The sequence below is a fragment of the Brachyspira pilosicoli genome, from assembly GCF_008016535.1.
Lineage (GTDB): Bacteria > Spirochaetota > Brachyspiria > Brachyspirales > Brachyspiraceae > Brachyspira > Brachyspira pilosicoli_A.
In genome coordinates this window covers 1-22561 of sequence record NZ_SAXY01000064.1, presented here as the reverse complement: position 1 = coordinate 22561, position 22561 = coordinate 1, and the positions used below count along the sequence as shown (strand labels likewise).

Below are 22561 nucleotides of genomic sequence, written 5' to 3'. Positions count from 1 at the left end.
ACATAAATAACTATTTTATAATTTGCAGTTTCTTGTTTTTTGTAAAGTTATATAGCAACTTTTAAAAATATATTTTGATGTGTGGCAGTATAAAAAGAACAATAAAAAATTGATAAAATATAATTGTTTAGATATATATTATTTCTAAAGAATACAAAATAAATTATTATTGAATAAATTAGAAAATAAATATACACCGAAATAAATTTTGTAAAAAATATTTTTTGATATGTTTAAACACTTCATACTAGTTCTGTATTGAATACAATGTATTATAAAAATAAAATTGTTAAGGAGTGTGAGATATTGGACATTTTTTAGTATAAAAAAAGCAGTATCCTTGTTATAATATTTTGATATAGAAAATAAATAAAGTATACTACTATGAAAAAAGATTATAGCACAGAATTTAAATTATTTATAGTGGATAAAGCATTAAAAACTAAAAATATTAAAAGATTTTTAAAGATGGAAAGAATAAATAAATCCACTTTTTATACTTGGCTTAAGAAATATAAAGACACTGGAACTGTCGCTAATTTTAGTACTAAGCCAAAAACTTCTCCAAATATCTTTAATAATCAAAAAGCTATTAATTTAATTATTGAACTCTATACTAAAGAATATCGAGGTAAGCATTATATTAAAGCATATTTAAATCGTGAAGGCATTAAGATAGGTGTTACAGCTATAGAGAATGTACTAAAAAGAAATAATCTTTGGAGAAAAAAAATAAAAAAGAAAAAGAAGCGATATGATAAACGAAAATTTGTCTCTAAAATACAAAAAGAAGGCAAAATAGTTCAAATAGACACTAAATATATCAAATTAGGCAGAAAAAGAGTTTATCAATTCACTGCTGTAGATTTAGCTACTCGTTATAGTTGGAGAGAAATCTATGAAGATAAAACACCTTCTAGTGCTTTATCTTTCTTAAAATATGTATTGAAAACTTCACCTTTTAAGATACAATCTATACAGACCGATAATGGTATAGAATATACATACCGCTGTATCAATACCTCTAAAATCAATATTTTTGATGAATACTGCTTAAAAAATAAATTAGAGAGGAGATATATTCCTGTAGCAACACCAAGATATAACGGCGTAGTAGAAAGAGTACACGGCATAGACGAAAGAGAGTTTTATTCACGATTAAATAAAAATATCACAGTAGAATTATTGAGAGAAAAATTAAAAGAATATACACATTTTCATAACAATCAAAGATTGATTTCTTCGTTATTGTATATTACAATCAAAGAAAGAATCAAAAATATTATAGCAAGTAAAAGTACAATATCTATGGCTCCATGACAATTTTAATTTTTTACTATATTGAAAAAAAATTAAATTCATATAAAATATAGCACATAATAATTTTAAAATTAGGATTAATAAATATGGAATATGAAGCAGTCATAGGATTAGAAGTGCATGTTCAGCTTAACACTAAAACAAAAGCATTCTGTTCATGCCCAAACACTTTCGGTGCTCCTGCAAACACTCTTACTTGTCCAAGATGTCAGGCTCACCCTGGTACTTTGCCTATAGTTAATAAAGAAATGGTGCATAAAACTATCAAAGCAGGACTTGCTACTAACTGCACTATTCAAAAAAAAAGCAGATTCGCTAGAAAACATTATTTTTACCCAGATTTGCCTTCTTATTATCAGATTACTCAAATGGACGAACCAATCTGTACTGAAGGTCATCTTGATATAACTGTGCTTAATGAAGATGGTTCTTCTTACAATAAAAGTGTAAGAATAAACAGAATACATATGGAAGAGGATGCAGGTAAACTTGTGCATGATGATACAGGAAGACCTTTAAGCTATGTAGATTTAAACCGTGCAGGCTGCTGTTTGATTGAATGTGTAAGTGAGCCTGATATTTCTACAGGTGAAGAAGCTTATCAATATTTAACAGAGCTTAAAAAAATCTTCAAATATATTGATGTTTCAGATTGTAACATGGAAGAAGGTTCTTTAAGATGCGATGCTAACGTTTCTATACGTCCTAAAGGAAGTACAGAGCTTGGTACTAAAACTGAAGTAAAAAATATGAACAGTTTTAGAAATGTAAGACTTGCTATTGATTATGAGATAAAAAGACAAATTAAAGCTTTAAACAATGGCGAGAAAATCTTACAAGAAACTAGGCTTTATGATGCTAAAGAAAATACTACTAAAGGAATGCGTTCAAAAGAGGGTGCTGCAGATTATAGATATTTCCCAGACCCAGATATACCTCTTTTAGTTCTTAAAGATGAAGAAATTGAAGAGGCTAAAAAAGAGCTTCCAGAACTTCCTCAGCAAAAACGCGAAAGACTTAAAAAAGATTATGATTTACCAGATCAGGATATAGTTGTACTTACAGAAGATGCTGCTTTAGCTGATTATTATGAGGCAGCAGTAAAAGCTTATCCTAAACAGCCTAAAAAAATAAGCAACTGGATAATGGTTGAAGTCAATGCATACTTAAATAAAAAGCTTCAAACGATAAAAGACTTCAAACCAAAACCAGAACATATTGGTGAAATTTTCAAACTTATAGATGAGAATGTTATAAGCGGTAAGATAGCTAAAGAAATATTTGAGGATATGTGCGAAACAGGTGAAGCTCCTTCTGCTATAGTTGAGAAAAAAGGCATCAAACAAGTAAGCGATACTGGTGAGCTTGAAACAATAATTAGAAAAGTTTTAGAAGAAAATCCTAAATCAGTAGCAGACTTCAAAGCAGGTAAAGAAAAATCATTCGGATTTTTAGTAGGTCAGACTATGAAAGCTACTAAAGGTCAGGGTAACCCTAAACTTGTTAATGAAGTTTTGAGAAAAATTTTAAGCGAATAATTAGAATTATATTAAATAAAAATAAGCCTAACTATTAAATAGTAGTTAGGCTTTAATAATGGAGTTTGTATGAATTTTCCTAGTACAAATGAATTTTATGCACCTATACTAGAATACTTTTATTTAAAAAATAAAATGGAGAAATATATAAAAAATGAAAATTTAAAAAATGTTGTAATAGATAAGTTGAAATTAAATGATGAACAAATAAAATTAGAAACCACAAAAGGAAACAATAAATTAGATTCTAATATAGGGTGGACTATTACATTTTTACATAAATCTGGATTATTAGATAGACCAAAAAAAGGATATATTATAATTAGTGAAGAAGGTAAAAAAATATATAAAAATAAGATAGAAATTACAACATCATTTTTAAAAGAAAATTACCCTCAATTTAGAGAATTTATGTCTCCTGCAAAAACAGGTATTGAAGATGAAAATACATTAGAATTTGAAGAAATAACAAATGATTTATATTCCAAAGTTAGCGATTATTATGAATATATAGAAGAGTTAATTTTAAAAAAATTGTTTAAAATGACAGAAAAATTTACATCGAAAGATAAAGGAGATATATTAGAAAATATATCTGTAGAGCTTTTTAGTAAAATGGGATATTTTGATGTAAAAAGGAAAGGTGGAACTAATGATGGTGGTATAGATGGTGATTTTTCAATAGATAGATTTGGATTAGAAAGAATAGGATTTCAGTGTAAGTTTTTTTCTGAAAATAATAAAGTTGCTTCAAAAGATATAGATGCATTTAGTGGTTCATTAACTAAATTGGGCTATCATAAAGGTGTTTTTATAACAACATCTGATTTTACTAAAGAATCAGAATATAAAAATATAACGTTAATAAATGGTAAAAGACTTGCTGAACTTATGAGAGAATATGAAATATTATGTAATGTAGATAATACTTATAAACATTATAGTTTGGATGATTAATGTTTTTTGTATTTATTAGTTTGTTGCAAGTAAATTTGAAAATCCACTTATAATTTACTATATTTAAAATATATACTAAATTATAAGGACAATTATTAATGACTATAGAAAAATTATCAAAAATGATTGAAGTATCAAGCGGAAAAGTTTTAGCTGATTTGGTTATAAGAAACTGTAAAGTAGTAGACCCTATATCAGCAACGATTACGGATGCAGATATAGCTATTGCTAATGATTATATTGTTGGTGTTGGTTCTTATAATGGAAAAGAAATTATTGATGCTAAAGGTTCTTATGCTACAAGTGGTTTAATAGATTCGCATGTTCATATAGAATCATCTTTATGTGCACCTTCAAATTTTGCAGAAGTTGTTATACCGTTTGGAACTACTTTAATAATTACAGACCCTCATGAAATTGCTAATGTATGCGGAATTGAAGGTATTAAATTTATGATAGAGTCTGCCAAAAAAAGTCCATTAAAATGTAAGTTTATGCTTTCTTCATGCGTGCCTGCTGTTGGTTTTGAAGATGCGGGGGCTGTTCTTGATGCTTCCGTAATAGAAGAGTTTATAAATGATGAAGATATATTTGGGCTTGCTGAGATGATGAATTGTCAGGGGGTGTTGTCTTCTGATAAAGATGTGCTTAAAAAATTGGTAGCTGCTATTAATGCTGATAAGATTATAGACGGTCATGGGGTTATGCTTGGAGGAAAAACGCTCAATGCTTATAGGACTGCAGGAGTTTATACTGATCATGAATGCGTATCTGCAAAAGATTTGAAATCAAGAATATCTAATGGAATGTATGTGCTTTTAAGACAAGGTTCGGCTGCACAGAATTTAGCTTCACTTTTACAAGGAGTTAATCAAAGCAATGCAAGAAGATGTGCAATGTGTACAGATGATAAGCATTTGGATCATATTATTGAAAATGGGCATATATCTCATAATTTGAAAATAGCAGTTGAGCATGGGCTTGATGTATTTAATGCTATTGCTATGGCTACTATTAATGCTGCTGAATGCTACAGACTAAAAAATATTGGTTTAGTTGCTTCAGGATACAAGGCTGATATTGTTTTATTTAATGATTTAAAAGATTTCAAGGCTAATAAAGTTTTTATAGACGGTAAATTAGTTGCAGAAAATGGGCATGCTTTATTTAAAGTAGAAAAAGATAATTATAATGATAATGTTTTTAATACTATAAACATTGCTCCTATTACAGTTGAAGATATACAGATAAAATTAAAATCCGATGAGGCTAATGTTATAAGGATAGTTAATAAAGATTTAGTTACAGAGAAAAGTGTGAGAATAGTAGGTTTTGAGAAAGGTTATTTTAAATATAGAAAGAGTGTTGATATATTAAAATTGGTTGTTGTAGAAAGGCATAAGGCTACTGGAAAAATAGGTTTAGGGTTAATAGAAAATTATAAATTAAAAAACGGTGCTATTGCTACAAGTGTATCTCATGACTCGCATAATATTATAGCAGTAGGGGATAATGATGAAGATATAATACTTGCCATAAAAGAAATAGAAAAATGCTCTGGAGGAATAACTGTTGTAAAAAATGGAAAAGTTCTCGATACTTTACAATTAAAAATAGCAGGCATTATATCTGATGATTCTCCAAAAGATATAGTAAAAAAAATATATTCTATGCATAAATTAGCCTACGATGAACTTAATGTAAATAGAGAAATAGACCCATTTATGACTTTATCGTTTATGGCACTTCCTGTTATACCAGAAATTAAACTTACAACTAGCGGTTTATTTGATGTTAAGGAATTTAAGTTTATTGATATAAGTGCTTAGTATTTTATTTGCGTATTATTTTAAAAGATTTCGCCTTTTAATAAATTGTTTAATTGGTTTCTAGAATATATTGTAACAATTTCACTATGTACAGCATAACTTTTTGCACTTTTGGTCAATTCTACAGGTACTATTAATACCCCTCTTTTAGCACCAGAATCTTTTACTTTTACAATAAAATCTCTTAATATTAGTTCTCCTATATTAGTGTTTTGCCATCGTTTAATAGAAATAAATGTTAAATTATATTTACCAACTTCAGTATCATATGCTAAATAATCAATTTCATCTATATTATCATCAGGATTATCTACAAACTCTTGTACTATAGTGTAGAAAGTTTATTGGTTACTATATTTTTACATAGCTTTTTAAAGTCATTAAAAGTTAAATTATATATTTTATCTACAAGATTATTGTTAGAGTTGTTAGATGAAACTTTTGTTTTATTATCAAATTTAATATTATGCATAATTTTTAAATTTAATAATATATTATCTACATCTATTGATTTTTCATTATTTTTTGGCATTAAAGTATTTATATATTCAAAGTTAGTAAAGCTATTTTCCAAAATTTCTACAGTGTTTTCCCATTCGTTGAGATTTTCTATTTGCACATAATCTTCATAATATTGATGCTCATAGATATTATCTAACTTACGATTTTCTTTATTTACTTGCAAATTAGCTCTGTATACTTGATATAAATACGCTAAAACTTCATTCAAATTATATTTTTTAGATATATTAGAACTAAATTTATTTATTATCTCAAAATATTTTATAGCGTCTTCTATATAACCTAAAAAATAAGAATAAAATCCAAAATCAAAAATTAATTCTTCATTTATGGATTCTAATTCATCAGTTTTTAATGTTGGCTTTATTTTTCTATATACATCTTTAAACTTTTTTTATCTCCAAATTTATGTAGTACAAATAAATACATTCTATTATAATAAATTAATAGATTTTTATCTAAATTATTAGCACTATTTAAAATTTCCTCTATATATTCACTAGCATATTGAAGTTTATCAGTAAATAAATACATAGATATTAAAGTTTTTCTAATTTATATTAATTCATTTTGTAAATTAATAGAATCTTTGTTTATTCTTTTATCCAAGTCTTCTAAGAAAGTAATTACTCTTTCATAATTTTTTATATTATAATAGGAATATATAGCAGCCTTAAGTTCATCTACATTGAACTCTCTTCTAGACATAATTGCTTTATTAAAATAATTACATGCAAATTGATAATTTTTTTTCATTAAATAATGTATAACCTACCTTTACTAAATAATGTACATTAGTTGGCTCTATATTTGTAATAATTACATCATATTTAAAAGCTTCTTCTTTATAATCTAATTCAGTACATGTGTTTTCCATTCTCTTATATATTTTAATTTTTTCATTATCATTAAAATAATTAACAGACATAAGAAACTCATATTTTTTTAAAGCATCAAAAATATCTCCACTCTCATCTTTTAATAATGCTAATTTATAAATAGTATTATAATCATTTGGATTATTCATTAATTTTTTATTTAATTCACTAATATTATTTTTTATAGATTTATCATCATTTTTATATAGTTTATTGGTTATAAAGAAATATAAAGCAACTGAAATAAATATCAATAAAAAAAATATAAAAAAATATATATAAATATTTTCCATAAAAAAATCCTATAGAAATATTATACTAAAATATTTCTCCTTTAAGTAAATTATTAAATTGGTTTTTAGAATATACAATAATACTTTCATTATGAGAAACATAACTTTTAGCACTTCTAGTTAATTCTGCAGGCACAATTAATATTCCATTTTTAGCTCCAGATTCTTGTACCTTCATAAAAAAATCTCTAATACTTAATTCACCTATATCTGTTTTATTCCATCTTCTAAAAGATATTAAAGTAAGTTCAGCTCTAGCCATTTTGTTATTATATGCCAAATAGTCTATTTCATCTCCTTTAATCTTATCAGCACTATCTATATATTCCTGTACTATAGTATAAGAAAGTTTTGAAGATATTATATTTTTACAAATCTTCTTAAAATCTGAAAAACTTAAATTAAATATTTTGTCAATTTTATTTGAATATATAGAAGTTTTTTGAGAGTTTTGTATATTATAATTTGCTAAGTCATATAGTTTAAACTCTTTCAATATTTCTTCTATATTCATAGCTTTCTTTATTTCTACTAAATTAGATATATAATCTAAATGTATGAATGAACTTTCCCATAAATTAATTACTCTTTCCCAATTATCTATATATTCTTTTCTAATGTAATTTTCAAAATTATCATTTTTATATTTTGAATCGTATATCTTTTTTTCTTCATACAATTTTGTTAATTGAGAATTAGCTACTTCTACATTTTTTAAATATTCTAATATATTATCTATATTGAAAACACTATATAATTCTATATTAAATGATTTTATTATATTAAAATATCTAATAGAAGATTCTATATCTTTTAAGAAATAACTATAAAATCCATAATCAAATATTAAATCAGCAAGGTCTATAGAATCATTATTAATTTTGTACATATCTATGAGTTTATTATAAATTTCAGTAAATTTTTTATTATCATCTAATTTATATAGTATAAATAAATAAATCTTATTCATATAAAGTCTATTATCACTATCTATAGCTTTATATATGAAAGCTTCTTCTATAAAATATTTAGCAATATTTATTTCATCGGAAAGTATGTATATTGAAACTAAAGACTGCATTAACTTTGCAATATCTATTTTGTATTGACTTATATCTTTACACATTTTTTTATACAATTTTTCTAAATAGATAATAGTTCTTTTATAATCTTTTAACTGAAACGCAGAAAATGCTGCATATTTAAAATCATCTATAGAGAATTCTGATTTTAATACTAATGCTCTGTGATAGTATTCATATGCTAATTTAAAGTATCCTTCTTCTACTAGGGTATGTGCTATTTTTATATAATAATATTTATTTTCTGGTTCTTCTTTATTGATGATTAGAGTATATTTAAATGCCTGCTGCAAGTCTCCTAGTTCTTCGCAAATACTTTCTAATTTTTTATATATTTCTAGTTTTTCTTTACCTGAAAAAAAGTTTTCATCTAAAAGGATTTTATATTGATTTAATGCTTTTTCTTTGCTTCCAAATTCTTCTTCTATATTTGCAAGCTGATTTATAGCATCATAATCATATTGATTTTTTTTAATTCTTTTATTTAATTCTTCTATGCGTTTTTTTAATGCTTTTGGCTTTTTTACTTTATCTTTATTAAGTATTAATGTTTTTAGAAGCACTAATGCAGCAAATAATACACCTAAAATTATTAAAGCATAAAGATAAACAACTTCCATAAAAGCACCTATATTATTAAAAATAATTTTTTATTTTTACAGTAATAAATGCTTTATGGAGCATTTATTACTGATATTGTACTATTTATTCATCTTTATCTATTTTAAAGAATTTCATAGCCTCATATAGTTCTTGTGCCTGATTAGATAAAGACATAGTAGCAGCATATGATTCTTCTACCAAAGCAGCATTTTGCTGAGTAACACTATCCATATCCGCAACAGCCCTATTAACCTGATCAACGCCTGTTTGCTGTTCCACAGCAGTAGAACTAATATCTTGCATTATTCTAGCAGTTTCATCTATTTTTACTCTAAGATCATTGAATATCTCTTGAGAAGTTCTCGCTGAGTCAGTGGCTTTATTAATTTTATCATAAGCATTATCTACTAAGTTTGTAATATCTTTTACAGAAGATTGAGTAGTTTGAGCTAGGTTTCTTACTTCAGAAGCAACAACAGCAAAACCTTTACCTTGATCACCAGCACGAGCAGCTTCTACTGCAGCATTCAAAGCAAGTATATTTGTTTGGAATGCTATATTTTCTATAATGTTTGTAATATCTTTAATTTTAGTACTAGCCTCATAAACTTCTTCTATATTTTTTGTAGTTTCAAGTATGATATCTCCAGCACTTTCTATAGATTGTCTAGATTCAACCATCATTCTGTTACCTTGTACTGATTGATCTGTAGAAGATTTTATAGTAGAAGCCATTTGTTCCATAGAGCTTGCTGTTTCTTCCAAACTTGCTGCTTGAGATTCTGTTCTATGTGATAAATCATTACTGCCCTGTGAAAGTTCTTGTGCGCTGTTTGTAATTTTTTCTACGGAATCTCTTACTTTTATTATGATATCCACAAGTTCCTGACGCATTGTAGCAAATGAATCTGCCAATTCTCCAAGTTCATCTTTTCTATGAATTGTTTTTTCTGTGTTTGTCAAATCACCTTTAGATATTTCTTTGGATATTTTAATAATTTTTTGTAAAGGATTAGTGATGCTTCTAATATAGAATAATACCAAAATAGAAGCTATTATTATAAATACAACCCCTACAATGATAGCTTGCATAATAATAGTATATATTTGACTATATATATCAGAATCATTTTTAGCAAGTATTACAGACCAAGGAACTCCTGTGATGCCGTTATATGCGGATGTTCTTGCTGTTTTTGTATTAGCACTTTTATAAGAAGCTATAATACCGCTATCTTGTGTTTTAATAACATCATATACAGAAGATAAAGCAGCTCCTACAAACTCTTCATCAGATGATAATAATACCATTTTATCATGATTAGCTACAGTTAATCTTTCGCTTCCTTGAATATGCAAAGATTTAATAAATGAATTATTTACTTTATCCATATCTAAACTTATATATGATATACCAAGTACATTGCCGACATCATCTTTTATACCGCCCATTAGGATTAAAGAATTCTTTCCTGTAGATAATGATTTTGTTATAACATTATCAAACTTAAAATCATAGTTATTTTTTACAACATCTTGATAGGGTTTTGGGTGTATATCTGCAAGCGAAATACCTACTAATTTAGGGTCTGAACTATCTATTAAGATAGTACCATCAATTGTGGCAATACCTGTATTTGTTGAATAATAGTTAATATCATTATAATTTTTTAATACTTTTTCTAAATTATTTTTTACTTCTATATCATTATAATTTGTGATAAAAGATTGAAAAGCGGCACTTTTTGAATATGTTTCAATAAGAACAAGCTGTTCATGTAAAACTAATTCTATTGTGGATGCATAACCTTGTACCGTACTTTGAAAACCATTTAAAGTAGCAGTTCGTATGCCTCTAGAAGCTGCAATTGTAAGTATAATAGATAATACCAATACAGTTACTACTATAATAGCACTAACCATAATTGGTACTTTTACTGATAAACTATGCATTTTTTTCATAAAAAATAACCTCAATATTTGTATTACTCCAACTTTTTTAAGTTTACTACTATACATTTTCGATTAATTTTTTATAAATTTTAATTATCAGCACTGCTTAGAAAAAATTATAAAAACATCCCTATTTATAGTATAGTAATTTTTCAAAAAAAAATAAAGCGACATATAAATTATACAATAATTTTTTATAAATTCTACTAATTTTTAGCTGAGTTTATTTAAAACAGAATTATTGTATACTAACAGTTATAATAATTACTATATTAATATAGACACTATGCATAAACTTTGATATAATTTTAATTAGTAATGAATTTTAATAGAGTGAACAAGCAAAATGAATATTAATAATGCTTTAATAAAATATGCTAAAGTCTTAGAAAAAATAAATAACGATTATAAAATTTCATATATAGAAGCACAAACTATTATAATGTATGTTTTAAATATAAATAAAATAAAATTGATATCTGATGGATTAAAAGAATTAACTCAAAAAGAGACTAGTAATATAGAAGAATTAATTAATAGACGTCTTAATTATGAGCCTATTCCTTATATTATAAATAAAAAAGAGTTTTATGGATTTAATTTTTATGTGGATAATAATGTTTTAATACCAAGACCAGAGACAGAAGAGCTTATTGATTTAGTATTAGATTATACAAATGATAAAGATAATGTTTCAATATATGATGTTGGTTCAGGAAGCGGGAATATAGCAATAACATTAAAAAAATTATTTTTGGAGCAGAATAAAAATATTGATATTACGGCTATTGAAATTAGTAAGGGTGCTACTAAAGTTATAAAGAAAAATGCATTAAATATATTGGGCGATGAAAAGATTATCAATATAATAAATGCAGATGCTTTAACTTTTATGCCAGAGAAAAAATTCGACATAATTGTTTCAAATGCTCCTTATGTGCCTTTAAGAGATAAAGATTTGCTTCAGAAAGATTTAGACTTTGAGCCTCAAAATGCATTATATTCCGGTTATGATGGGCTTGATTTTTATAAGAGTTTTTTAAATATAATAGATAAATATTTGAATGAGAATGGTGCTTTCTTTTTTGAGATAGGATGCAATCAGGGCAATGCTTTAATTGATATTTGTAATAATTTTAATATAAAAAATGTTTTTATAAAAAAAGATTTAAGTGAAAAAGATAGGTTTTTAGTTTGCGAGAGCTTTTATATTTGATTTTTTTATGACTTTTTTATTAAGTTTAATATAAATATTTTAGCTCAATAGTATTTATTTTTTTATAATATTATTTTTTATGATATAAGTTGAGCTTAATAAATATTTATATAAATTATAAGTATAATATAAAATTATTTAAAATTCAATTTGTTTTTATAATAAATATGTTTAGGAGTATGAGATATTGGACATTTTTTAGTATAAAAAAAGCAGTATCCTTGTTATAATATTTTGAACAGAAAACAAATAAAAAGGATGCTACTATGAAAAAAGATTATAGCACAGAATTTAAATTATTTATAGTGGATGAAGCATTAGAAACTAAAAATATTAAAAGATTTTTAAAGATAGAAGAAATACCCAAATCTACTTTTTATGCTTGGCTTAAAAAATATAAAGACACTGGAACTGTCGCCAATTTTAGCACTAGACCGAAAACTTCTCCAAATATCTTTAATAATCAAAAAGCTATTAATTTAATTATTGAACTCTATACTAAAGAATATCGAGGTAAGCATTATATTAAAGCATATTTAAATCGTGAAGGCATTAGAATAGGTGTTACAGCTATAGAGAATGTACTAAAAAGAAATAATCTTTGGAGATATAAAACAAAAAAGAAAAAGAAGCGATATGATAAACGAAAATTTGTCTCTAAAATACAAAAAGAGGGCAAAATAGTTCAAATAGACACTAAATATATCAAATTAGGCAGAAAAACAGTTTATCAATTCACTGCTGTAGATTTAGCTACTCGTTATAGTTGGAGAGAAATCTATGAAGATAAAACACCTTCTAGTGCTTTATCTTTCTTAAAATATGTCTTAAAAACTTCACCTTTTAAGATACAGGCTATACAAACGGACAATGGTATAGAATATACTTATCGCTGTATTAATACTCCTAAAATAAATATTTTTGATGAATACTGCTTAAAAAATAAATTAGAGAGGAGATATATTCCTATAGCAACACCAAGATACAATGGTGTAGTAGAAAGAGTACACGGCATAGACGAAAGAGAATTTTATTCACGATTAAATAAAAATATAACTGTAGAATTATTGAGAGAAAAATTAAAAGAATATACACATTTTTATAACAATCAAAGATTGATTTCTTCGTTAGGTTATATTACAATCAAAGAAAGAATCAAAAATATTATAGCAAGTAAAAGTACAATATCTATGGCTCCATGACATTTTTATAATAAATATCATTTATATTGTGAAGTTTGATAATTTAATATTATATTTTTTATATTATAAGTATTCTAATTGTAATATTTAGAATAATTTTTGTTTTTTTAAAAATTATAAAAATACTGTTATTGATATAATAATATTTAATTGTTTAGTAATAAAGCATTGATTTTTGAACAAAAATATATAATTTTATCAATTTTACTCAAATTTATTTAAAAATATTCAATAAAATTTTAAAAAAACTCAAATTTTCCTTGATAATTCAATTATTATTACTATACTTAGTTAGTGAATATAAAAAAAGGGGGGCTGTCCTAGATAACTTAAATTTGTTAAAATTTAAGTATGAAACGCAGTAAATTAAGTAAAGATAAACAATTAAAATTAATAGAACATTTTGCAGCAGGAACTACAGCAAGGACAGCTTCAGTTTTAGTTAAGGTTAATAAGACTGCAGCTTCGTATTATTTTTTAAGATTAAGAGAATTAATATTTGAATATGAGAAAGAAAAAGAAGAAGAAGTTTTTAATGTAGAAATAGAAGCAGATGGCACCGCAAGGGTGTACTTCGTAAAGTTATTTTGGAGGCAAAAGAAAAGGAAAAAGAGGAAGAGGAGCTTGCATATAAAATACCAGTGTTTGGTTTGTTAAAAAGAGGCGGAAAAGTATATATAAAAATAATAAATAATACTAAAATAAGCACTTTAATGCCTATTATTAGGCAAAAAGTACAGCCAGATAGTATAGTTTATTCAGATTATTATCATAGTTATGATGTTTTAGATGTCTCAGAATTCAAGCACTTTAGAATTAATCATAGTGAAAAGTTTGCTGAAGAAAAGAACCATATTAATGGTATAGAGAATTTTTGGAATCAAGCGAAAAGACATCTTCGTAAATTTAATGGAATACCAAAAGAACATTTTCACTTATTTATTAAAGAATGTCAATTTAGATTTAATAATCCAAAAGTTGACAAACAGTTGGAAATTATATACAATTTAGCAAAAAAGGAGCTTTTTTAGTTATCTAGGACAGCCCCAAAAAAGGAGACTCCTATGGAAGAAAAAAATAAAGGAAGTTTTTTGGGATTAATACCATTAATAGTATTTTTGGTAATTTATATGTTTTCTGGCTTATATACTGGAAGTTTTGAAAACATGCCACTTATGGTTGGTATTCTAATAGCTTCTGGTGTAGCATTATTATTGAACAATAAAAAAGCTGAAAAGAAAAATTTTGAAACCAGAGTTGATATGTATTGTGAAGGCGGTGGAGAAAAAACATTAATTTTGATGGTTTTGATATTTATTTTAGCAGGTGCTTTTTCAGGTGTTGCTTCAAAAATGGGTGCTGTATCATCTATTGTTAATATTGGATTAAGCATTATACCGCCTAATTTAATATTACCTGGTTTATTTATTATAGGATGTATATTAAGTTTTGCTATGGGAACTTCAATGGGTACTGTATCTGCTTTGATGCCTATTGCTATAGATATAGCTAATAAAACTGATATTAATATGCCATTGATAGCTGGAGTAGTTGTTGGAAGTGCTATGTTTGGTGATAACTTATCTTTTATTTCTGATACAACTATAGCAGCTACTAGAACACAAGAAGTAAGTATGAAATCAAAATTCCAAGAGAATATATTGATGGTATTACCTGCTATTATAGTAAACTTCATATTGTTAGTATTCCATCCTGTTGGAGCTATAGACTTAGGAAACCATAGTGATTTTTCTATAATTAATATAATACCATATATTACTGTTATAGGTTTATCTTTAGTTGGTATCAATGTTGTTATTACTATGAGTATAAGTGTTATCGTAGCTATGCTTATAGGTATATTTAATGGCAGTTTCACTTTTGTAGAATCTTTCAAAATAATTCATAATGGTATGCTTGGAATGGAAGATATGGCTGTAATAGCTATATTTGTAGGTGGTTTGGTAGCTCTTATGAAATATTTAGGTGGAATAGATTGGCTATTATATACTTTATCTAAAAACACAAAAACTTCAAAAGGAGGAGAGTTAAGTATAGCTGCTTTGGCTAGCCTTATAGATGTATCTACTACTAACAACACTATTTCTATAATAGCAGCAGGACCTATTGCAGCTAATATAGCAGATAAATTTGGTATATCTAGAAAAAGAACAGCAAGTATATTAGATTTATTCTCATCTGCTTTTAATGGTATATCACCATTTGCTGGACAATTATTAGTTGCTGGAGGATTAGCAAAAATATCTCCAATTTCTATTATGCCTTATGTTTGGTATTGTATACTTATGATAATATTTGGTATTATAGAAATAATTATAGGTTATCCGCATTTCTTTAAAAAAAATAAATAAAAAAGAGGATGTAAACTAAAATGGAAAGATTTGATTCTCATTTTTTAATGAATACTGAAGATGTGAAAGAATACTGTAAAGATGTAGTTAAATATTTTGCTAAAGATGAAGATTTGGAGGCTGTGGAAATAGGAGATGGAAATATCAATTATGTATTTAAAGTTACTAGTAAAACAACAAATAAATCAATAGTTGTAAAACAATCAGATAACTTTTTAAGATCTTCAGGAAGACCATTAGATGTTCTTAGAAATAAAATAGAGGCGGAAATATTAAAAATAGAAGGATCATTATCTCCTAATCATGTTCCTAAGATATTTTTATATGATGAAAAAATGCATGCTTTATCTATGGAAGATATATCTGAATATAAAAATATGCGAAAAGAATTGATGGAAGAAAAGACTTTTGATAATTTTGCTGATGAGATATCTTTGTTTTTATCTAATGTTCTTTTGCCTACAACAGATTTAGTTATGGATAGGGCCGAAAAAAAAGATAATGTGAAACTTTTTATAAATAAAGAATTATGTGATATTACAGAAGATTTAGTTTTAACTGAGCCGTATTATAACTATAAAAATAGGAATATTATTTCTAAAGGACAAGAAAAATTTGTAGAAGAGTTTCTATATAAAAATGAAAAATTAAAGTTTGATGTTTGTAAGCTAAGAGACAGATTTATGAATTATGCACAAGCTTTAATTCATGGGGATTTGCATTCTGGGTCTATTTTTATTAATCATAAAGGTATAAAGGTAATAGATCCTGAATTTGCTTTCTATGGACCTATAGGCTATGATATAGGAAATGTTATAGGAAACTTATTCTTTTCTTTGGCAAATAAATCTTATTTTTCTGATAATTCTAATTTCTTAAAATGGATAAAAACTACTATAGAAGATACTTTTGATAAAGTAAAAATATCACTTAATAAAAAGTATGATGAAATAGTGACTTTCGATCTTTATAAAAATAAATATTTTAAGGAATATTATATACAATCAATAATATCAGATTCTATTGGATATGCAGGTACTGAGATTATTAGGAGAACAGTCGGAGATTCTAAAGTAATGGAAGTTTCCAGTGTAGAATTAAGTGATAAAAAATTGAAAATGGAAAGAACATTAATAAAGACTGCTATTATGTTGATAGAGAATAAAGATTGTATAGAAGAAGGAAAAGATTTAACAAAAATATTTAATTTTGTATATGAATAATTTGGAGAATATCAAAAATGGAAAGAAAAGATTATGATTTGCCATTTTTACTTAGATATAAAAATGTAGCTTGGTATGAAGATAAAAAAGTTCGTATTTTAGATAGAAGAGCGTATCCTACAGAAATTAAATTTGTAGAGTGTTTTTCCTATGAGGAAGTAGCAAAAGCTATATATGATATGGTTACTCAAAGTGCTGGCCCATATACTGCATGTTCTATGGGAATGGTTTTAGCAGCAAGTCAAGTTGAAAATGAAAGTGAAAAAAACAGATTGAGTTTTTAACAAAAGCTTCAGAGGTGATATCTAATTCTAGACCTACTACAGCAAATAGATATAGACTTATTACAGAGAGATGTTTAGAAGTTGCTAAAAATGCTTTAAAAAATGGTAAAGATGTAAAAGAAGCTATTTTTGAAGATGCTATAGCCTCTTTAAATAGACGTTATACTATAATGGAAGAGGTTTCTAAATATTTAGTTAGTTTAATACCAAATAATTCTTCTGTATTAACTCAATGTTTTGGTGAAACTATAATTGGTATGATGTGCAGAACAGCTAAAAAAGTAAATAAGACTTTTAAAGCTTATTGTCTTGAAACGAGACCATATTTTCAGGGGGCTAGATTAACTTCTTCATGTTTTTTTGACAGCGGTATAGATGTTACTGTAATAACAGATAATATGACTGCTTATGTTATGAATAAGGGATACGTAGATATATTTACTTCTGCTGCTGATTCTATAACTAGAGATGGTCATATAGCAAACAAAATAGGTACTTTTCAAGCTGCTATTTTATCTGAAAAATTTAATATTCCATATTATGTAACAGGCATACCGGATAAAGATAAATTAAAAGGCGAAGATATTGTTATAGAAGAGAGAGATCCTTCTTTAGTATTGTCTTACAGAGGAATAAAAAATACATTAGACGGAGTAAAAGGAATATATCCTTCTTTTGATATTACACCTCCTAGATTGATTAGTGCAATTGTTACTGATAAGGGAATTTATTCACCGTATAATTTGGAAGAATATTTTTCGTCTGAGGTTAAAGATTTTTACTAATTATTTTCTTTTAGCAAAAATCTTTAATAAAAATTATTTATTTTGTGTTTTTTAATAAAATACAATTTGTAAAGGATATAGGTACAAATGGAAAAAATTAATATAATAAATTTCGCTGTTCTTACTGAAAACGAAAAAAATAAATTACAATCTATAGGAAATGTTAAGAATTTCGGTGCAGCTATAGGACAAGAAGCAGATCCTACTGAAGATGATATGATAAATATACTTTCAAAAGAAGAGTTTGAAGTATTAATAGTAAATTCTGCTCCTGTAACCAAAAAAGTTATAGATATATTAAAAAATACTAAGCTTATAATATGTGCTAGAGGAAATCCTGTAAATGTTGATGTTGAATATTGCAAAAATAAATCAATAATAGTAACACATACTCCAGGAAGAAATGCTAATGCTGTAGCTGAGTACACAATATCTATGATTATATCTTCTATGAGAAATATACCTGATTCTATTTTGGCTTTGAAAAATAAAGAATGTACGTTAGATTTGCCATTAGATAAAGTTGATAGAAATAAAAAAGATGTAGCTTGGATGCATCCTAGTTTGAAATATGAGCCTTATTATAAATTTAGCGGTAATGAAATAATAGGTAAGAAATTAGGGCTTATAGGTTTTGGATTTATTGGACAAAAAGTAGCTGAAAAGGCTATGGCATTAGGTATGGAAATATGTGTTTATGACCCATATATACCAAAAGAAATAGTTCATAAATTTAATGTTTCATATATGGAATTTGAAGATATATTAAAAGAATCTGATGTTATAAGCTTGCATGCTAAATCTAGTAACGAGTATTTAATAAAAAAAGAACATTTTAATTTAATGAAAGATTCTTCTATTATTATTAATACAGCTAGGAGTACATTAATTGACAATGATGCCTTAATAGAAGCTTTAAAAAATAAAAAGATTAGATGTGCTGTTTTAGATGTATTTCCATACGAGCCATTATCTTCTTATGATCCTATGTTAGATAATATAGAAGGATTGATATTAACTCCTCATATAGCTGGTGCTTCAAAAGATGTTGTTATACATCAAAGTAAAATGGTTATAGAATCTTTAGAAGCTTATATATGTAAGAAAGAAATTCCTTATTTAGCAAAATAAAATAGATGTATGGTAAGGAGGTATCATGGACAGTTTTGTATTAGGGTTGGATATAGGTACAACTGAAATAAAAGCTGTTTTATTTTCTTTAGATGGTAAAGAAATAGAAATATCTAGAAAAAAAAATGAAATAATAGAATTGCCCAATGGAATATATGAGCAAGACATGAATGTTTTATGGGATAATTTATGTATTGTAATAAGGAATCTAATAGGAAAAATAGGGGATAAAAATATAATAGGTATTGGGCTTTCTGCACAGGGAGAAGGCTGCTGGTTAGTTGATTATAAAGGGAAACCTGTTAGAACTGCTATTTTATGGAATGATGCAAGAGCATCATCGATTATTAATGATGTATCAAAAGAGCAGGTAAAAAAATATAAATCTATAACTGGCTCTTTGCCATGTCCAGGTGCGATGAGTTTCATAATAAAATGGTTATCTATTAATGATAAAAAATCTCTGGATAATGCTAAGTATGCTTTATTTTGTAAAGATTGGATAAGGTATAAATTAACAGGAGAATTTTTTATTGAGGAAACAGATACTTCGACTTCGCTTTTAGATTTAGAAAAAAAAGAAGTATCTTCAGAGATATTCGATATGCTGAATATTTCTGAATATTATCGTTTGATGCCTAATTTAATAAATTCTAACTCTGTTGCTGGAAGTATAACTAAAGAAGCAGCATACATGACAGGATTAAAAGAAGGTATTAGTGTATCAGCAGGGTATATAGATGTTATATCATCATGTATAGGAGCTGGGGCTTTATATGAAAACGATGTTTGCTCTATTTTAGGTACATCTTGTGTTAATGAATTTTTATCTAATTCTTTTAATTTATTAGAAGATTCTGTATCTTATTTATGTTATGGAGATGGCGAAAAGTATGTTTCTATAGTAGGAAATATGGCTGGTACTCCTAATATAGATTGGATAACTAATACATTATTTTCAGATGTTGAAAACATATTGAAAAATAAAAGAGAGTTCTATGATTTTATAGATGAAAAAATAAAAGATATACCAATGGGCTCGAATGGAGTAATATATCATCCGTATATAAAAAATTCTGGTGAACGTACTCCTTTTTTGGATACTAATGCGAGGGCTAGTTTTTTTGGAATAAACGAAAATACAACTAGGTGGGATTTATTAAAAGCTATATACGAAGGTATAGCATTCTCTATTAAAGATTGTTTTCAAAGCTATATACCTAAAAAGATTTTTTTAATGGGAGGAGGTGCTAATAGTACAATTTTAGCTAAAATTATATCTGATTGTATGGGGGTTCCTATAGTTATTTCTAAATCAAAAGAGTTAGGGGCAAAGGGAGCGGCCGTATCTGCTTGTATGGCTACTGGTGTATTTTCAACTTTAAAAGAAGCATTAGATGCTTTTAAAAATGAAACCATAGAGATATATCCGAATGAGAAGAATACGCTATTTTATAATGAATATTTTCAGATATACAAAAATCTAAGGAATTTATATAAAATAGAATGGGAAAGAAAAATAAACATATTAAATAAATTTAAATTATTATAAGGAGTTTTACATTATGAAATATGAAGAATGTTTAGAACAAAGAGAAGAATTAGCTTTTTATATGAGAAGATTATATAAGCAAAAATTAACTACTTGTTCAGGAGGAAATTTGAGTGCTAGATTAGATGAAAAACATATTATTATTACTCCATCTAGTTTAGATAAAGGTTTTATAAAAGCGGAACAAATAGGTCTTATGACTATTGACGGAGAAAATCTTACACCTCATTTAAAGCCTAGTATAGAAACAGGAATGCATTTAAGTGCTTATAGAACTCGTGATGATATAAAAGCTATAATACATGCCCACCCTGTTACTGCAACTAGTTTTGCTGCTATGGATAAGAAAATAAATATTAATTTAACTGGAGAGGCTTTTGTTGTTTTAAAAAAAATAGCTTATGCTCCATATATATTAATGGGAACTGACGGCTTATCTGAAGCTGTATGTGAAGGATTAAAAATTTCAAATGTTGTTATTATGAAAAACCATGGTATTACTACTGTAGGAAATACTTTATTATCAGCTTTTGATAAAATGGAAGTATTAGAAGCAGCAGCTCAAATGACATTAAATACTCAAATTATGGGAAATATTAGTCAGTTGACAGATAAAAATTTGGATGAGCTTATTGAATGGTCTAATAAGTAATAGAAATTAATAACGGAGTTTTCTATGAACAATTTTAACTATTACAGCCCATGTAATATTTATTTTGGTAAAGATACTGAAAATAATATTGGTGCTTTATGTAAAAAACTTTCTGTAAAAAAAGTACTTCTGCATTATGGAGGAGGGTCTATAAAGAAAAACGGTCTTTACTATAAAGTAACAGAATGCTTAAAAAAAGAGAACATAGAGTTTTTAGAATTGCCTGGTGTTGAGCCTAATCCTAAATTATCTTTGGCATTAAAAGGTATAGAGTTATGTAAAAAAGAAAATATAGATTTTGTATTAGCTGTTGGCGGAGGAAGTGTTATAGATTCAGCAAAATGTATAGCTAGCGGATACTATTATGATAATATATGGGAATATTATTTAGATGGAAACAAAACTATAGAAAAGGCTTTACCAATAGGAGTCGTATTAACTATACCTGCAGCTGGAAGCGAAACTTCTCCAAATTCTGTTATTACTGAGGAAAAAAGTAAGTTAAAAAGATCCATAGAATCTTCGGCTATTATACCTAAATTTTCTATTATAAATCCTGAAAATACTTTTTCTCTGCCTAAAAATCAAATAGCAAATGGAGTATCTGATATAATAGCTCATTTATTTGAAAGATACTTCTCGCAAACAGAAAATGTAGATTTAACGGATAGACTCTTAGAATCTGCAATTATTACTATGCTTAAGTATGGAAAATTAACTTTTGATAATCCTGAAAATTATGATATACGTGCTGAAACTATGTGGTCTGGTACATTGGCTCACAATGGAATACTATCCCAAGGTAGAACAGAAGATTGGGCAAGTCATAGTATTGAACATGAATTGTCTGCTGAATATAATATAGCTCATGGTGCTGGATTGTCTATAGTGTTTCCTGCTTGGATGAAGTATGTTTATAAAGAAAATATTGGTAGATTTTTACAATTTTCAAGAAGGGTATTTAATGTAGATTATGGAGTTGGAAAAGAAGAGCTGACAATAACTGAAACAATAAAAAAACTGGAAGAGTTATATAAGTCTTGGGGCTGTCCTAGATAACTAAAAAAGCTTCTTTTTCGCTAAATTATATATAATTTCTAATTGTTTGTCAACTTTTGGATTATTAAATCGAAACTGACATTCTTTTATGAATAAATAAAAATGTTCTT

General features: G+C 26.5%; 21 protein-coding genes and 1 pseudogene. 15 read left to right on the top strand and 7 right to left on the bottom strand.

The features are described 5' to 3' along the window. The first annotated feature begins 384 nt into the window (after nucleotides 1-384). The 4 genes from EPJ72_RS10640 (at nucleotide 385) to ade (ending at nucleotide 5644) form a co-directional block, all read left to right on the top strand. Nucleotides 385-1320 (top strand): DDE-type integrase/transposase/recombinase, encoded by a 936-nt coding sequence (locus tag EPJ72_RS10640; RefSeq protein WP_147732122.1) that lies wholly within the window; start codon nucleotides 385-387, stop codon nucleotides 1318-1320. An 86-nt stretch (nucleotides 1321-1406) separates the two neighbouring features. Then, entirely contained in the window at nucleotides 1407-2858 is a 1452-nt protein-coding gene (gene gatB / locus EPJ72_RS10635) for an Asp-tRNA(Asn)/Glu-tRNA(Gln) amidotransferase subunit GatB (RefSeq protein ID WP_147732121.1), read from the top strand. A 69-nt stretch (nucleotides 2859-2927) separates the two neighbouring features. Further along, entirely contained in the window at nucleotides 2928-3815 is an 888-nt protein-coding gene (locus EPJ72_RS10630; RefSeq protein ID WP_147732120.1) for a restriction endonuclease, read from the top strand. Nucleotides 3816-3913: 98 nt separating this feature from the next. Continuing rightward, nucleotides 3914-5644 carry an adenine deaminase gene (gene ade / locus EPJ72_RS10625; protein WP_147732119.1) on the top strand — a complete coding sequence of 577 codons (1731 nt, stop codon included), beginning with the start codon at nucleotides 3914-3916 and terminating at the stop codon, nucleotides 5642-5644. A 20-nt stretch (nucleotides 5645-5664) separates the two neighbouring features. Here ade and EPJ72_RS13520 read toward each other — a convergent pair whose 3' ends face one another. The 7 genes from EPJ72_RS13520 to EPJ72_RS10610 form a co-directional block, all read right to left on the bottom strand. Next, a complete protein-coding gene (locus tag EPJ72_RS13520; protein ID WP_242005004.1) occupies nucleotides 5665-5877 on the bottom strand; it encodes a restriction endonuclease in 213 nt (70 codons plus the stop codon). Between the two features lie 92 nt (nucleotides 5878-5969). After that, nucleotides 5970-6374 (bottom strand): hypothetical protein, encoded by a 405-nt coding sequence (locus tag EPJ72_RS13515; RefSeq protein ID WP_242005000.1) that lies wholly within the window; start codon nucleotides 6372-6374, stop codon nucleotides 5970-5972. A 155-nt stretch (nucleotides 6375-6529) separates the two neighbouring features. Further along, nucleotides 6530-6700 (bottom strand): hypothetical protein, encoded by a 171-nt coding sequence (locus tag EPJ72_RS13510; protein WP_242004999.1) that lies wholly within the window; start codon nucleotides 6698-6700, stop codon nucleotides 6530-6532. A gap of 21 nt (nucleotides 6701-6721) precedes the next feature. Next, on the bottom strand, nucleotides 6722-6922 hold the full coding sequence (locus tag EPJ72_RS13505; RefSeq protein WP_242004998.1) for a hypothetical protein: 201 nt from the start codon (nucleotides 6920-6922) through the stop codon (nucleotides 6722-6724). Further along, a complete protein-coding gene (locus EPJ72_RS13500) occupies nucleotides 6894-7337 on the bottom strand; it encodes a hypothetical protein (RefSeq protein ID WP_242004997.1) in 444 nt (147 codons plus the stop codon). The genes EPJ72_RS13505 and EPJ72_RS13500 overlap by 29 nt, the downstream gene beginning before the upstream one ends. A gap of 25 nt (nucleotides 7338-7362) precedes the next feature. After that, on the bottom strand, nucleotides 7363-9039 hold the full coding sequence (locus tag EPJ72_RS10615; protein ID WP_242004996.1) for a tetratricopeptide repeat protein: 1677 nt from the start codon (nucleotides 9037-9039) through the stop codon (nucleotides 7363-7365). Nucleotides 9040-9124: 85 nt separating this feature from the next. After that, entirely contained in the window at nucleotides 9125-10984 is a 1860-nt protein-coding gene (locus EPJ72_RS10610) for a methyl-accepting chemotaxis protein (RefSeq protein ID WP_147732118.1), read from the bottom strand. Between the two features lie 337 nt (nucleotides 10985-11321). Here EPJ72_RS10610 and prmC point away from each other — a divergent pair, with 337 nt between their 5' ends. From prmC to EPJ72_RS10560, 11 genes and pseudogenes are all read left to right on the top strand, one after another. After that, entirely contained in the window at nucleotides 11322-12191 is an 870-nt protein-coding gene (prmC, locus tag EPJ72_RS10605) for a peptide chain release factor N(5)-glutamine methyltransferase (protein WP_147732117.1), read from the top strand. Between the two features lie 266 nt (nucleotides 12192-12457). Beyond that, nucleotides 12458-13393 carry a DDE-type integrase/transposase/recombinase gene (locus EPJ72_RS10600; RefSeq protein WP_147732116.1) on the top strand — a complete coding sequence of 312 codons (936 nt, stop codon included), beginning with the start codon at nucleotides 12458-12460 and terminating at the stop codon, nucleotides 13391-13393. 351 nt (nucleotides 13394-13744) lie between these two features. Further along, nucleotides 13745-14424, top strand: a pseudogene (locus tag EPJ72_RS10595) (IS1595 family transposase). 33 nt (nucleotides 14425-14457) lie between these two features. Next, nucleotides 14458-15765 carry a Na+/H+ antiporter NhaC family protein gene (locus tag EPJ72_RS10590; protein ID WP_147732115.1) on the top strand — a complete coding sequence of 436 codons (1308 nt, stop codon included), beginning with the start codon at nucleotides 14458-14460 and terminating at the stop codon, nucleotides 15763-15765. Nucleotides 15766-15785: 20 nt separating this feature from the next. Beyond that, nucleotides 15786-16988, top strand: a complete 1203-nt coding sequence (gene mtnK, locus EPJ72_RS10585; RefSeq protein WP_147732114.1) for an S-methyl-5-thioribose kinase — start codon at nucleotides 15786-15788, stop codon at nucleotides 16986-16988. 17 nt (nucleotides 16989-17005) lie between these two features. Next, complete coding sequence (locus tag EPJ72_RS13495) at nucleotides 17006-17272, top strand: hypothetical protein (RefSeq protein ID WP_242004995.1); 267 nt, start codon at nucleotides 17006-17008, stop codon at nucleotides 17270-17272. Between the two features lie 14 nt (nucleotides 17273-17286). Next, entirely contained in the window at nucleotides 17287-18057 is a 771-nt protein-coding gene (locus EPJ72_RS10580; RefSeq protein WP_242004994.1) for an S-methyl-5-thioribose-1-phosphate isomerase, read from the top strand. Nucleotides 18058-18144: 87 nt separating this feature from the next. Further along, the gene (locus tag EPJ72_RS10575) at nucleotides 18145-19188 is read left to right on the top strand and encodes an NAD(P)-dependent oxidoreductase (RefSeq protein WP_147732113.1); all 1044 of its coding nucleotides are present in this window, start codon (nucleotides 18145-18147) and stop codon (nucleotides 19186-19188) included. A gap of 25 nt (nucleotides 19189-19213) precedes the next feature. After that, a complete protein-coding gene (locus tag EPJ72_RS10570) occupies nucleotides 19214-20740 on the top strand; it encodes an FGGY-family carbohydrate kinase (RefSeq protein ID WP_147732112.1) in 1527 nt (508 codons plus the stop codon). A gap of 13 nt (nucleotides 20741-20753) precedes the next feature. Next, nucleotides 20754-21392 (top strand): class II aldolase/adducin family protein, encoded by a 639-nt coding sequence (locus EPJ72_RS10565; RefSeq protein ID WP_147732111.1) that lies wholly within the window; start codon nucleotides 20754-20756, stop codon nucleotides 21390-21392. A gap of 24 nt (nucleotides 21393-21416) precedes the next feature. Further along, a complete protein-coding gene (locus EPJ72_RS10560) occupies nucleotides 21417-22451 on the top strand; it encodes an iron-containing alcohol dehydrogenase (protein ID WP_199749289.1) in 1035 nt (344 codons plus the stop codon). Nucleotides 22452-22561: the final 110 nt, after the last annotated feature.